This is a genomic window from Variovorax sp. CF313 (genome assembly GCF_000282635.1).
In the GTDB taxonomy this organism is placed as follows: Bacteria; Pseudomonadota; Gammaproteobacteria; order Burkholderiales; family Burkholderiaceae_C; genus Variovorax.
This window is the reverse complement of sequence record NZ_AKIW01000006.1, coordinates 12,979-25,877: the sequence shown is the minus strand read 5'-3', so window position 1 is coordinate 25,877 and position 12,899 is coordinate 12,979. Positions and strand designations below refer to the sequence as shown.

The window sequence follows — 12,899 nt, the reverse complement described above, 5'->3', positions numbered from 1 at the left end:
ATGCCGCCAACTTCGCCTTCGCCGCGCATCGTCGTGGTCGGCACCGGCCCTGCGGGCGTGCGCGCCGCTCAGGCGCTGGTGCGCGCCGGCGTTCGGCCCGTGGTGGTGGACGAAGGCCGGCGCGACGGCGGACAGATCTACCGCCGCCAGCCCGAAGGCTTCAAGCGGCCCTACGCCAAGCTCTACGGCACCGAAGCCGCGAAGGCACAGGCGCTGCACCACGACTTCGACGCGCTGCGCGCCCACATCGACTACCGCGGCGAGACGCTGGCCTGGAACGTGAGCGAGGGCGCGCTGCATGTCGTGCATGCCGGCGAGCCGCAGGTGCTGCCGTTCGATGCCTTGCTGGTCTGCAGCGGCGCAACCGACCGCCTGATGCCCGTGGCGGGCTGGCACCGCGCCGGGTGCTACAGCCTGGGCGCCTCGCAGATCGCGCTGAAGGCGCAGGCCTGCGCCATCGGTTCGCGCGTGGTCTTCATGGGCAGCGGCCCGCTGCTGTATCTCGTGGCGTCGCAGTACGTGCAGGCCGGCGCTCAGGTGGCGGCGGTGCTCGACACCGCGCCGGCCGCCAAGTCCTGGAGTGCCGTGCGCGGGCTGCTCGCGCGGCCGCGGCTGGCGCTGCGCGGGCTCGCGCTGATCCGCGGGCTGCGCAGCGCGGGCGTGCCGGTGCTGCAAGGCGTGGTGCCGCTCGCCATCGATGGCGACGACAGCCTCGGCGTGCAGGCCGTTGCCGTGCGCGATGCCCGGGGGCGCGAGCAGCGCTTCGCGTGCGATGCCGTCGGCCTCGGCTGGCACCTGCGCGCAGAGACGCAGCTGGCCGATCTCGCGCGCTGCGAGTTCGACTTCGAACCCGTGAGCCGGCAGTGGCTGCCGCACATCGATGCCGACGGCCGCAGCAGCACGCGCGGCGTGTACCTGGCTGGTGACGGCGTCCGCATCCTCGGTGCCGACGGCGCCGAGGCCGCCGGCCGGCTGGCCGCGCTCGCGGCGCTGGCCGACCTCGGCCACGCGCCGGGCCGCGCGCTCTACGACACGGAGTCCGCCGCGCTGCGCCGCACGCTGGCGCAGATGAACCGCTTCCGCGAAGGTCTCGCGCGCGCCTTTCCGTGGCCGCATGCGCAGGCCGCGGCACTGCCCGACGAGGCGGTCGTGTGCCGCTGCGAAGCCGTGACGGCGGGCGAACTGCGCCGCTGTGTCAACGAGATGGACAGCCACGAAGTCAATCGCGCCAAGGCCTTCAGCCGCGTCGGCATGGGGCGCTGCCAGGGCCGTTTCTGCGGCCATGCGTCGGCCGAGATCGTGGCGCAGGCCAGCGGCGTGCCGGTGCAACTGGTGGGTCGCCTTCGTTCGCAGGCGCCGGTCAAGCCATTGATGATGAATACGCGCGAGGTCAGTCCATGAGCGAAACCACGAACACCGACGTGCTGGTGCTCGGCGGTGGCCTGATGGGCACCACCGCTGCCTTCTTCCTGCGCCGCCAGCACGGCCTGTCGGTCACGCTGCTCGAGCGCGAACTGGTGGGGCGGCAGGCCAGCGGCACCAACTTCGGCAACGTGCGCCGCCAGGGCCGCGTGCTGGCGCAGATGCCGCTGGCCAACCGCGCGCGCGCCGTCTGGGGCCGCGTGAACGAACTGCTCGGCGAAGACCTGGAGTTCGTGCCCTACGGCCACCTGCGCGTTTGCTACACCGAGCAGCAGGCCGTGGTGCTCGAGCAGCACGCGAGAGACGTGAAGCCGCTGGGCCTCGACCTGGAGCTCTTCAGTGCCGCGCAGCTGCGCAAGCGCTGGGGCATCTTCGCGCCCGAGGTGGTGAGCGGTTCGCTGTCGCCGAACGACGGCCATGCCAACCCGCGCCTGGCCGGACCGGCCTTCGCGCGGGCGGCGCGGCGCGCGGGCGCGAACATCGTCGAGCATGCCGAGGTGATGAAGGTCGAGCGTGACGGCGGGGGCTTCGCGGCGCACACCGCGGACGGCCGGCGCTTTCGCGCGCCGCAGCTGCTCGTGGCCTGCGGCGCCTGGTCGAACCGCATGGCCGAGCAGTTCGGCGAGCCCGTGCCGATGGAGGCGCGCGGACCGCAGATGGGCGTGACCGAGCCGCTGCCCTATGCGGTAGGTCCGTCGATCGGCGTCTCCTCGCCGATCGAGCAGGAGGGGCTGTATTTCCGCCAGATCTCGCGCGGCAACATCGTCTTCGGCGGCGGCTTCAAGGGGCCGGCGCACGCCGACCGTATCCGCGCCTACGTCAAGCCCGACAACGTGCTGCGCCAGATGCGCGAACTGCGCCGCGTGGTGCCGGCGTTCGAACACGTGCAGCTGATCCGCGTGTGGAGCGGCATCGAGGGCTACATCGCCGACTGGCAGCCGGTGATGGGACCCAGCGCCCGCGTGCCCGGCCTGCACTACGCCTTCGGCTTCTGCGGCGAGGGCTTCGCGATCAGCCCCGGCGTGGGCGAGACCATGGCCGAGCTGATCGCCACCGGCCGCACGTCGACGCCGATCGAGAGCTTCTCCATCGGGCGCTTTGCGGCGGCTTCGCAGAAACGGGCGGCTTGAAAGAAGCGATCGCCGGCATGACCGGCGATCGCGCCAGACTCAGAGGCCGACCAGCGCCGGCAGGCCGCCGATGTCGGAGATCTCGGTCGTGCCGTAGGCTGGAACACCGGGTTCGTGCTTGCGATTGACGAAAGCCTTGTCCTTGATGCCCACGTCGCGCGCCGACATGTGGTCATAGCGCATCGACGACGACACGTGCAGGAAGTCTTCCGGCTTCGCGTTCAACGAGTCGATCATGTATTCGAAGGCGCGCAGGCGAGGCTTGTAGGCCTTGGCCTGCTGCGCCGTGTAGACCCGGTGGAAGGGCACGCCGAGCAGCTTCACGTTGTGCACGAGCTGCGCGTCCATGGCGTTCGAGATGATGACCAGAGGGATCTTGTCGGCGATCCTGGCCAGGCCCGCGGTCACGTCCGGGTGCGGGCCCCAGGTGGGCACGGCGTTGTAGATTTCCGAGACGTCGGCCTCGCGGAACGGCACGCCCCAGCGGTTGCAGGTGCGCAGGACCGAGTTGTAGACGACGTCGTAGTAGGGCTGCCAGTCGCCCAGCACCTCGTCGAGCCGGTAGGCCGCGAAGTCCTCGCAGAACCGCTCGATGTTTTCCGGACTGACGCGGTCGGCGAAGAGCCTGCGCGCCATCGGTGCCATCTGGAAGTTGGTGAGAGTGCCGTAGCAATCGAAGCTGATGTACTTGGGCCGGAAGACAGTGGTCATGGAAGCTCCTCGTGAATATTCGAATCGCGATATGGGAATGGATCGATGGCAGGCAGGGTGCCTTGGGCGGTCATCATGACGAAGGCGTTGCGATGGCGATGGCCGCCGTGCTCAGCGCCCCGCCTCGACCGCATCGGCCAGCTCGGCCAGCGTGTGGAAGTGATGGTCGGGCACGGTGTGCTTCGACTCGATGGTGCCGCCGGAGCCCTTCTGCGCATGGCGGCGCTCGATCCAGCAGGTGGCAATGCCGAGCTGTTTCGAGATGCCGATGTCGTGGTACTGGCTTTGCGCCACGTGCAGGTTGTCCGCCTGCTTGAACCCCCAAGCGCCTTCGAAGCGGCCGCGGGCGTAGGCGAAATAGCGCGCGTCGGGCTTCTCGCACAGTGCGTCGTCGCAGCTCAGCAGCATGTCGAAGGGCGAGCCCAGGGTCTTGTCGAAATGCGCCAGCGCCCAGGCCTGCGCGTTGGTCATCGTCACCAGCTTGAAGCGCTTGCCGAGCCGCTTCAGCGCTTCCACCGAATCGGGGAACGCCGGCCACCGGGCGACCGAGTCGCGCAGGCCCTTCGCAATGGCATCCGTGTCGGGCAGGCCCAGCGCGGGGGCGATGGCGTGCCAGCAGCGCTCGAGGTCGTCGGGATACCAGCCGGCGCTGCCATCAGCGCGGGCTCGCCGGTAGGCGGCGAGGAAGTCGTCATCACTCACGTCGGCATCGGGCGCCGCGCTGCGCAGGTAGGCGAGCATGCCGCCCTCGAAGTCGATCAGCGTGCCGACGACATCGAAAGTGAGGACCTTGAAATCTTGCAGTGACATGGGAAAGCTCCACGGATGAAGAAAGAGAGTTCATCGAGCATAGGAGCGCTCCCTGCTTGCGCAGGCCCGAACTGGGGCCGCGCTACGGCACAGGATGTCGTTGTCGGCGCCGGGCCGGCATCTTCTTGCGCGGGCGGTTCAGTTCCCGCCGGCGTGGCCCTTGTGTTGCGGCAGGTCGTCCGTGATCGTGAACCACGGAGCCTTCGAGCCGACGAAGATGTGCGCGCTCGGCCGGACGGTGGGCGTGTCGACCAGCGTGCCCAGCGTGACGTGCACGAACTGCCCGCCTCGCACGACCGAGCACAGCAGCGAGCCGCACTTGGCGCAGTGCAGGTCGCCCGCGTCAGGCTTGCCGTAGACCGTGATGCTGTTCTCGCCCTGCGTGATGGCGAACTTGCCGCGCTCGATGCCCGCGAAGGGCTTGAAGGCCGAGCCCGTCGCGCGTCGGCAGTCGGAGCAATGGCAGTTCAGCGCGTAGGCAAACTCATCCGCCACCGAGTAGTGGACCGCGCCGCACAGGCATCTGCCGGCGAGCATGCGCGGCCGGGAGCTCAACCCGCCAGGCCCACGAACACGTTCTGCACGTCGTCGTTCGCGTCGATGGCCGCCAGAAAGGTTTCGACTTCTTCCAGGTCTTCCGCGCTCAGGCTCGCCGGATCGACCGGGTTCTTCGGCTTGTAGCCCAGCTTGGCCGACAGCACGGTGAAGCCCTGGGCCGGCAATGCGCGGCTCACGAGGTCGAGGTCGGTGGGATCGGTCAGGAAGACCGCCGCATGGCCTTCGCCGGCCGGCTCGAAGTCTTGCGCGCCGGCTTCGATGGCGGCCACTTCGGGGTCGGCGTCGGGCCTGGCGGGTTCGGCTTCGATCATGCCGACGTGGTCGAAGTCCCACGACACCGAGCCCGAGGTGCCCAGCTGGCCCTTGCGGAACAGCACGCGCATTTCAGGCGCGGTGCGGTTCACGTTGTCGGTCAGGCACTCGACCATCACCGGCACGCGGTGCGGCGCGAAGCCTTCGTAGATCACGTGCTCGAAATGCACCGCCTCGCCCGTGAGTCCCGCGCCCTTCTTGATGGCGCGGTCGAGCGTTTCCTTGGGCATCGAGACCTTGCGGGCCTGCTCCACGACCAGCCGCAGGCGCGAGTTGGAGGCCGGGTCGGCGCCCGCGCGCGCGGCGATCATGATTTCCTTGGCGAGCTTGCCGAAGAGCCGGCCCTTGGCATTGGCCGCCAGGTCCTTGTGTTTTGCTTTCCATTGGGCGCCCATGTCTGATTCCTCGAATGTGTGTTGCGGCCTTGTCTGGCTCTTTTGCAGAAAGAAGGGCTGGACGACCGGATTGGGGCGACTACTGTAGCCTTCTTCCCATGACCTCTTCACGAGCCACACCGTACTCCACGCCGTTCGAGGCAGGCAACGGCAACCAGACCACCACCTGGGCCGAATGCGTGGCCTTCTACCAGCGGCTGGCCGACCACTTTCCCGGCGTGCTGCACTGGGGCGAGATCGGCGTGTCGGACACCGGCGTTCCCCTTCACGCCGGCGTGGTCACTGCGGACGGCGTGTTCGACCGCGAGACGCTCAAGCAGCAGGGCCGCCCGGTGTTCTTCAACAACAACGGCATCCACCCCGGCGAGCCCGAGGGCATCGACGCCTGCATGGCGCTGGTGCGCGATTTCTGCACCCGGCCCGAGCAGCTCGCGGCGCTGGGCGGCACCGTGTTCCTGTTCATCCCGGTCTACAACGTGGACGGCTGCATCAACCGCCAGGACACCTCGCGCGTGAACCAGCTCGGCCCCGAGTCGTTCGGTTTCCGCGGCAACGGCCGGCACCTCGACCTGAACCGCGACTTCATCAAGTGCGACAGCCTCGCCGCGCAGGTGTTCAACAAGTTCTTCACCGCGTGGGACCCGGACGTGATGGTCGACACCCACACCTCCAATGGCGCGGACTACAGCTACACCATGACGCTGATCCCGACCCAGCCCGACAAGCTGGGCGGCGGGCTGGGACAGTTCCTGCGCGAGAGCATGCTGCCGGCGATCTACGGCGGCATGGACCGGCGCGGCTGGCCAACCTGCCCGTACGTGAACCTGCTGGCCGAGACGCCGGACGACGGCATCGAAGATTTCCTCGACTTGCCGCGCTTTTCCACCGGCTATGCCGCGCTGCACCACACCATCGGCTTCATGCCCGAGACCCACATGCTCAAGCCCTTTGCCGACCGCGTGGCTGCCATGCGGACGCTGGTCGAGGTGGTGCTGGAGTTCACCGTGGGGCATGCGGCGCGCATTCAGGAACTGCGCCGCGAGGCCCGGGCCGCAACGGCGCAACAGGCGCGCTGGCCGCTGACATGGCGCAACGACCGCAGCCGGCCGGCGAGCCTGCGCTTCAAGGGCTATCGCGCGGTTCGCACGCCCAGCCGGCTGGGTACTTATGAGCGCCTGGCCTACGACCGCGGCCAGCCTTGGGAGAAGGACATCGTGCACTTCGACCGCTGCGTCGAAGTCGCGTCCGTCGCCGCGCCCAAGGCCTATCTCGTGCCCCGGGCCTGGCGCGAAGTGATCGAGCGGCTGGCGTGGAATGGCGTCGAGTTGCAGCGTCTCGAAGCGGACCGGCTGTTCGATGCGGCGCGCGTGTATCGCATCCGGAGCGTGGCCTCCCGCGCGAACGCCTACGAAGGGCACATGTTCCATGACGAGGTGGTGCTCGCTGCGCACACCGAGCCCTTCCAGGCGCATGCGGGCGACGTGTGGGTGCCGCTGGACCAGGCCAATGCCCGCTACGTGGTCGAGACGCTGGAGCCCGAAGCCCACGACAGCTTCTTCCGCTGGGGCTTCTTCAACAGCGTGCTGGAGAAGAAGGAGAACTTCTCGGCCTACGTCTTCGAGGACACCGCGCTTCGGATGCTGGAGGAAGAACCCGCGCTGAAGCGGCAGTTCGAGCAATGGAAGGTCGATCACCCCGACAAGCTGTCCGATCCGCAAGCGGTACTGGGTTTTCTCTTCGCCCATGGACAGCGCCATGCGGAGCCTGGGTGGCGGCGCTATCCGGTGGTGGCGCTGATGGCTTCCTGAGCGGCGCAGAGCGCGGCAGGAGCAAGTTTCTCCAAGTCCTGGATGCGGGACACCCTTACGCTGCAGTCATTCCACAACGCCCTCGGGCCCTCACACATGCATTCCGCCGAATCGTCACGGCAGCAAGCCGGCATCTTTCATCGCCTGCACGCCGGGCCCGACCCATTGGTGCTGGTGAACGCCTGGGACGCCGCCAGCGCGCGCATCGTCGAGCGCGCCGGGGCCACGGCCCTCGGCACCACCAGCGCGGGCATGGCCTGGTCGCTCGGCTACGCGGACGGCGAGCGCATGCCGGCCAGCGAGTTGCTCGCGGCCTGTGCGCGCATCTGCCGCGTGGCGAGCGTGCCGGTGAGCGTCGACATCGAAAGCGGCTTCGGCGACAGCGCGCAGGCGGTGTGCGACGTGGCGGGCGCGCTGATCGACATGGGTGCGGCCGGTATCAATATCGAGGACGGCACGCGGCCGGGCACGCGCGAGCCGGCGTCACCGGAGGTGCTGTGCGAGCGCATCGCCGCCATCCGCAAGCTGGACGCGCGCTTTTTCATCAACGCGCGCACCGACGCCTACTTCGTGCCTTGGGACGACCCGGCGGCGCGCTTCGAGGAGGCGAAGCGCCGCGCTCGGCTCTACGCGGCGGCGGGCGCCGACGGCATCTTCGTGCCCGGCATGTCCAGCCTCGAAGAAATCGCCGGCATGGCCGGTGCGGTGAGCCTGCCCGTGAACGTGTATGCGGGCTATGCCGGTGCGCCGCCGGCCGAGGGCTTTGCGCGTGCCGGCGCGCGGCGCATCAGCCTCGGCTGCGGCCCGCTGCAGTCGACGCTGGGGCTGGTCGGCCGCATCGCCAGGGAGGCCTTCCAGCATGGTCGCTTCGGCGCGATGGGCGAGGGCATGCTGTCGGTCGGTGAGATCAACGGGCTCTTCGCCGCCACGCCCTGAGCTCCGCGCCGCAAGGGTGCGTTCGGGTACAGTGGGCGCCCCTTGCCGCAGCCGACCCCGCCCGAACCCGATTCCCCGCACAGCATCCGCCTCGAAGCGGTGACGCTGGTGCGCGGCAGCCAGCATGTCTTCGAGGGGCTGACGCTCCACCTGCAGGAGGCGCGCATCGGCCTGATCGGCGACAACGGGGCGGGCAAGAGCAGCCTGTTCCGCCTGATCAGCGGGCTCGACCAGCCGCAGCAGGGCCGGGTGGTGGTGCATGGCTGCGACACGCAGGCCGACCGCAGGCAGCTGTCGAAGCACGTGGGGCTGATGTTCCAGAACCCCGACGACCAGATCATCTTTCCGACCGTGGCCGAGGAACTGGCCTTCAGCCTCACCGCGCGCGGCGAAACGCGGCAGGCGGCGCGGCAGCAGGCACGCGACTTCCTCGCTCGGCGCGGGCTCGAGGCCTGGGCCGCTCGCGCGGTGGGCGAGCTGAGCCAGGGCCAGCGCCAGCAGGTTTGCCTGCTGGCCTTGCAGATCAGCGAGCCCGCCACGCTGCTGCTCGACGAGCCCTTCGCCAGCCTCGACCTGCTGAGCCAGGCGCGGCTGGCCGCGCAGCTCGACGCCAGCGATCACCAGATCCTCGTGTCCACGCACCTGCTCGAACACGTCTACGACTTCGAGCGCGTGCTGTGGCTCGAACAGGGCAGGGTGCGCGCCGACGGGCCGGGCCGCGAGGTGTGCGAGGCCTACGCCGAGAACGTGCGCGAGCGCGCCGCATCGGAGCGGGGCCGCCGTGCGTAGCCTCTACTCGGAGCAGCCGACGTGGATGCATGCGATCGCCGCGTGGGTCAAGCTCGCGCTGCTGTCGGTGTGCGGCACGCTGCTGGTGCTGGTCGAACGGCCGGTGCACCTGGCCATCGCCTGTGCGGTGGTGCTGCTGATCTTCGCTTTGCTCGGGCCGCCCGCATGGCGCCGCGCGCGCATGCTGCTCGGCGTGGCGATCGCGGGCGGGATGATCGTCGGCTTCCACTGGGCGATGGGCACGACCCCGCTCGGCGTGGCCAGCGCGCTGCGCCTTGCCAGCGCGGCCACGCTCGCGCTGATGCTCACCCTGACCACGCGCTTCGAAGACCTGCTGGCGGTACTCGAGGCCGTGCTGCACCCGCTGCAGCGCTTCGGTGTGCCGACCGAGCGGATCGCGCTCGGGCTTGGCCTGATGCTGCGCTTCGCCGAGAATTTCTACGTGCAGTGGCAGCGCCTCGACGACGCCTACCGCGCGCGCGCAGGCCATGGCGGCGGCCTGCGGCTGCTGGCACCGCTGACCATCCGCACGCTGCAGACGGCGGAGCGCGTGGCCGATGCGCTGGCCGCGCGGCTCGGGCGCTGAACTCCAGTCCTATTCCTCGAAAGCGATCGCCATGACCACCACCACAGGCTCCCTCACTTCGTCCCGCTCGCTCTCCTACATCGCTCTGTTCGCGGCGCTGATGGCGGTGTTCGGCCTGATCCCGAAGATCGACCTGCCGTTCGGCGTGCCGATCACGCTGCAGTCGCTGGGCGTGATGCTGGCGGGCTGCCTGCTGGGGCCGCGCCGCGGCTTCCTGGCCATCGCGCTGTTCCTGCTCGCGGTGGCGCTGGGCCTGCCGTTGCTGCCCGGCGGCCGAGGCGGCCTGAGCGTGTTCGTGGGGCCGACGTCGGGCTTCCTGTTCGGCTGGATGTTCGGCGCCTTCGCCTGCGGCCTGCTGATGCGCCTGGCGGTGCGCCGCATGGCTGGCGCCACGGGCCTGCCCCTGCTGGCGGCGGCCTTCCTGTCGTCGGTGGTCGGCGGCATCTTCGTGATCTATGCCTTCGGCATCGTCGGGCTGTCGTGGGTGGCCCACATGCCGCTGCCGAAAGCGGCGCTGGCCATGCTGGTCTTCATTCCCGGCGACCTGATCAAGTGCGGCCTCTGCGCGATGCTCGTGCAGACCGTGATGCGCGGCATGCCGGGCTGGCGGCTCGACCGCGACTGACCGGTCGATCTAGCCGCTGCGCCGTGTGAAGACGGTGGCCGAGAGGTAGTCCTTGCGCGGGCCGCGCACCGCGTGGCGGATCGTGAAGGAGCCGTCCGGCAGAAAGCGGTAGCCGCTGTCGTAGGTGTCGGGCGTGCACAGGTGAGTGGCCGACCCCGCGAGCACATCGCCGTCGCGCACGATGCCGATGGCATGGAACAGGCGCGTCGGGCTCTCGGCAAAGTGCACCGCGAAGCCACCGGGAGTGCGCTCGAAGAAGTATTCGCGATGCCCGTCGAACTCCTTGCCGTCGGCCAGCCGGATCCGGCCCTCTTCGCGGTACTTCAGCATTCCAGTCTCAAGCGGCGTGAACACCGCGACGCCGCTCATGGAGGCCTGGCCCTCGATGGTCCGCTCCAGGTCCCACGCGCCTGCCAGCCCGTCGAAGACGGTGTCCGCAGTGCCCCAGGCCGACAGGGGTGGAAGAGGGGAGGCGGGCTCGCGCATGCAAAGACTCTACGGCAAGCCGCGATCTCCTCCGGAAACGGGTGATTGTTTCCAACGTGTGAACGCCGTGGTTCTGTTTGCTAAGGGTTTTTACTTAGATAACGGCGCACAATTCATCTCACAGACCGGCCCCAAGCCGATCTGGGTGAACAGGGCCCCGAGCGAGGTGGCCGCCCCCCGACGGGGCGGTGACCCACCCAAGACCGGTTCGAAATCATCCAAGTGCAAAAGAACTGAAACGAATTGAAGGACATCCAAATGACCGCCTCGAAGCTCCTCTCCGCTATCTCCATCGCCCTGCTGGCCGCTGCCGGCGCCGCCCACGCTGAATCGTACGAAGGCGTGCACCAGCTGACCTCGGCCGCCAGCCGCGCCGACGTCGCCGGCCAGGCCGTGGTTGCTGCCCACAGCGCCAACCCCTACGCCACCGGCGCCGATGCCGGCCCGGCCCGCGCGATCGTCTCGACCGTCAGCCGCGCCGCCGTTCGCGCCGATGCCGTGGCCGCTGCGCACAGCGCCGATCCGTATGCCGAAGGCGCTTCCGCCGTTGCGGCACCGGTCTTGGCCAGCACGGTGGACCGCGCCGCGGTGCGTGCCGCCGCCCGCGCTGCAGCCCGCGGCGACAGCCTGCCGCTGTAATCCGCCGCGACAGCCTCCTGCCTGGCGAAAGACAGAAACCGGGCCATGCGTTTGCATGGCCCGGTTTTTTTGGCCGGCTCAGCCCGAAGGCAGTTCCCGCAGCGCCGCCACGAGGAAGGGCGGGCCGCCGGGCAGCGCCGCGTCGTGCAGCGTGATGAACCATTGCGTCGCGCCTTCGTGCGCTGGGCCCGCGCGCAGCGTCCACGCATAGACCCGCCGGCTGCCGCGCGCATCGTCGGTGGCTTCGCAATGCGCCACCGTTTCGTCGCGGCACTCGTCGACCAGCACGGCGTGGCCGTCGGGGTCGTGGCGGATCGCGCGCTGCATCAGGCGCACGCCGATGCGCTCCGGCGCCGCGGTGCGTTCGCCGTCCCGCGCGGGCGGCACTGTCGCGCGCAGGCGCTGGTCCAGCGGCATGTCCGCGCGGAAGCCTTCGCCGCGTTCGAGCGACATGTTTTCGAGTGCCACGCGCACGCGGCGGCGCTCGCGCAGCGTGGTCACGAGGAACATTACCGTCGACACCGAGAAGATGCCGGAGAACGGCAGCCCCACCAGCAGCCAGAGCCACTGCCAGCCGCCGCGCAGCGACCACGTGATGGCCTGGAAGCCGAACGCGGCCATGAAGGCCAGCACCGCCAGCGCGACCAGCCATGCGATCCGGTCGGAGAACGGCTTCTGCATGCGCTCGGTGGCCTGCGGCGCGTCGGAGCACCATTCGGTGGGCACGTGTTCGTCGAAAGGCGGCAGCCCGGCCACGCGAGGGTGGGCGATCAGGTCGATGGAAGAATGGCGCTGCGGCATGAAGAGCCTCCGAGCATAGCCAGCCGCAGGGGGCCGCGTTGCATTGCCTTGTCCTGGCGCATCCTTCATGATGGCGCGGCGCGGAAGGGGTGGCCGCAGGGGCTCATGCTTTCGCATTACTGCGCCGTCCTGGTGCGGTGGGCGAAAATAAACCGCTCCCGCCAACAGACAAACAAGAAAGCACGATTCGTCGCCGCCGATGCGGCAACCCAACACGCATGGCCCTTACTCTCGATCCCGAAGACACACGCGGACGCATCCACGATCTTGTGTGGAGCGGCTTCCATCCCGATGCCGACGTCGAATGGATGATCACCGACGAGTACCTCGATCCGGATGAGCTCTCCGCCGAGGACCGTGCCTGGGTGAAGGCCGAGGCCGCACGCGCCTGCGCCGCCAAGCGCGCGGCTGAATCCGGGTGGCCTGCGCAGACCGAATACGACCGGCTCGAAGCGGTCTTCGCGCAGCTGCGCGGCGAGAAGATCATTGCGCTGCATCGCGCGGGCAACACGCTGGCCGACGGCCACGACGACGTGCGCGAGCAGTGGCGCGCCGCGGGGCGGCTGGCCTCGGGCGTTCGCGGCTGCTGCTTCTATCACTCGCAGGACCTCGACACCGCGGTGCGCACCGGCCGCCTGCGCCTGGCCTTCAGCGGCGGCATGATCCCCGAGATCGAACAGCGCGAAGCCAACACCGTGGTGGTGGGCCACCGCATCGTGGAGTTGCTGCGCGCGGCCGGCTTTGGCGCGCATTGGAGCGGCAACGTCGACGAGCGCATCGAAGCCGACCTCGGCCAATGGCGCAAGCGGAGCCCCGGCGCGTGAGCGTGATGACGCCATACCCAACCGAATAGCCCCTCGCGCGACGGCTTCGGCGGTTCGCGCCATGATC

Annotated in this window: 15 protein-coding genes; 9 read left to right on the top strand and 6 right to left on the bottom strand. The window is 69.2% G+C overall.

Going from position 1 to position 12,899, the window contains the following annotated elements; genetic code table 11:
• On the top strand, positions 1 to 1,401 hold the full coding sequence (locus tag PMI12_RS01940; RefSeq protein WP_007828481.1) for an FAD/NAD(P)-dependent oxidoreductase: 1,401 nt from the start codon (positions 1 to 3) through the stop codon (positions 1,399 to 1,401).
• Positions 1,398 to 2,552 (top strand): NAD(P)/FAD-dependent oxidoreductase, encoded by a 1,155-nt coding sequence (locus tag PMI12_RS01935; protein ID WP_007828479.1) that lies wholly within the window; start codon positions 1,398 to 1,400, stop codon positions 2,550 to 2,552. Before PMI12_RS01940 ends, PMI12_RS01935 begins: the two co-directional genes overlap by 4 nt.
• A gap of 39 nt (positions 2,553 to 2,591) precedes the next feature.
• On the opposite strand, the gene PMI12_RS01930 is transcribed toward PMI12_RS01935, so the two are convergent.
• The 4 genes from PMI12_RS01930 to PMI12_RS01915 all read right to left on the bottom strand — a co-directional run bounded on the left by PMI12_RS01930 (position 2,592) and on the right by PMI12_RS01915 (position 5,338).
• Complete coding sequence (locus tag PMI12_RS01930; RefSeq protein WP_007828477.1) at positions 2,592 to 3,263, bottom strand: haloacid dehalogenase type II; 672 nt, start codon at positions 3,261 to 3,263, stop codon at positions 2,592 to 2,594.
• A gap of 111 nt (positions 3,264 to 3,374) precedes the next feature.
• The gene (locus PMI12_RS01925) at positions 3,375 to 4,073 is read right to left on the bottom strand and encodes an HAD-IA family hydrolase (protein ID WP_007828475.1); all 699 of its coding nucleotides are present in this window, start codon (positions 4,071 to 4,073) and stop codon (positions 3,375 to 3,377) included.
• A gap of 138 nt (positions 4,074 to 4,211) precedes the next feature.
• Positions 4,212 to 4,610, bottom strand: coding sequence for a GFA family protein (locus tag PMI12_RS01920; protein WP_007828473.1), 399 nt, complete (start codon positions 4,608 to 4,610; stop codon positions 4,212 to 4,214).
• Between the two features lie 14 nt (positions 4,611 to 4,624).
• Complete coding sequence (locus PMI12_RS01915) at positions 4,625 to 5,338, bottom strand: YebC/PmpR family DNA-binding transcriptional regulator (protein ID WP_007828471.1); 714 nt, start codon at positions 5,336 to 5,338, stop codon at positions 4,625 to 4,627.
• A 98-nt stretch (positions 5,339 to 5,436) separates the two neighbouring features.
• On the opposite strand from PMI12_RS01915, the gene PMI12_RS01910 reads away from it, so the two are divergent.
• From PMI12_RS01910 to PMI12_RS01890, 5 genes are all read left to right on the top strand, one after another.
• Complete coding sequence (locus PMI12_RS01910; RefSeq protein WP_007828461.1) at positions 5,437 to 7,146, top strand: M14 family zinc carboxypeptidase; 1,710 nt, start codon at positions 5,437 to 5,439, stop codon at positions 7,144 to 7,146.
• Positions 7,147 to 7,242: 96 nt separating this feature from the next.
• The gene (locus PMI12_RS01905) at positions 7,243 to 8,082 is read left to right on the top strand and encodes an isocitrate lyase/PEP mutase family protein (RefSeq protein ID WP_042672649.1); all 840 of its coding nucleotides are present in this window, start codon (positions 7,243 to 7,245) and stop codon (positions 8,080 to 8,082) included.
• Positions 8,083 to 8,124: 42 nt separating this feature from the next.
• On the top strand, positions 8,125 to 8,871 hold the full coding sequence (locus tag PMI12_RS01900; RefSeq protein ID WP_007828457.1) for an energy-coupling factor ABC transporter ATP-binding protein: 747 nt from the start codon (positions 8,125 to 8,127) through the stop codon (positions 8,869 to 8,871).
• Complete coding sequence (locus PMI12_RS01895) at positions 8,864 to 9,457, top strand: energy-coupling factor transporter transmembrane component T family protein (protein WP_007828455.1); 594 nt, start codon at positions 8,864 to 8,866, stop codon at positions 9,455 to 9,457. The genes PMI12_RS01900 and PMI12_RS01895 overlap by 8 nt, the downstream gene beginning before the upstream one ends.
• 31 nt (positions 9,458 to 9,488) lie before the next feature.
• Positions 9,489 to 10,082: a biotin transporter BioY gene (locus tag PMI12_RS01890; protein WP_042672653.1), complete on the top strand. Its 594-nt coding sequence runs from the start codon at positions 9,489 to 9,491 to the stop codon at positions 10,080 to 10,082.
• Positions 10,083 to 10,091: 9 nt separating this feature from the next.
• Here PMI12_RS01890 and PMI12_RS01885 read toward each other — a convergent pair whose 3' ends face one another.
• Positions 10,092 to 10,568, bottom strand: a complete 477-nt coding sequence (locus tag PMI12_RS01885) for a DUF6314 family protein (RefSeq protein ID WP_007828451.1) — start codon at positions 10,566 to 10,568, stop codon at positions 10,092 to 10,094.
• A 258-nt stretch (positions 10,569 to 10,826) separates the two neighbouring features.
• Between PMI12_RS01885 and PMI12_RS01880 the strand changes: the two genes are divergently transcribed.
• Positions 10,827 to 11,207: a hypothetical protein gene (locus tag PMI12_RS01880; protein ID WP_007828449.1), complete on the top strand. Its 381-nt coding sequence runs from the start codon at positions 10,827 to 10,829 to the stop codon at positions 11,205 to 11,207.
• Between the two features lie 78 nt (positions 11,208 to 11,285).
• Here the strand turns inward: PMI12_RS01880 and PMI12_RS01875 are convergent, their stop codons facing one another.
• Positions 11,286 to 12,008 (bottom strand): hypothetical protein, encoded by a 723-nt coding sequence (locus PMI12_RS01875; RefSeq protein ID WP_007828447.1) that lies wholly within the window; start codon positions 12,006 to 12,008, stop codon positions 11,286 to 11,288.
• Between the two features lie 218 nt (positions 12,009 to 12,226).
• Here PMI12_RS01875 and PMI12_RS01870 point away from each other — a divergent pair, with 218 nt between their 5' ends.
• A complete protein-coding gene (locus PMI12_RS01870; protein WP_007828446.1) occupies positions 12,227 to 12,832 on the top strand; it encodes a DUF6891 domain-containing protein in 606 nt (201 codons plus the stop codon).
• The last annotated feature ends 67 nt before the right edge of the window (positions 12,833 to 12,899 follow it).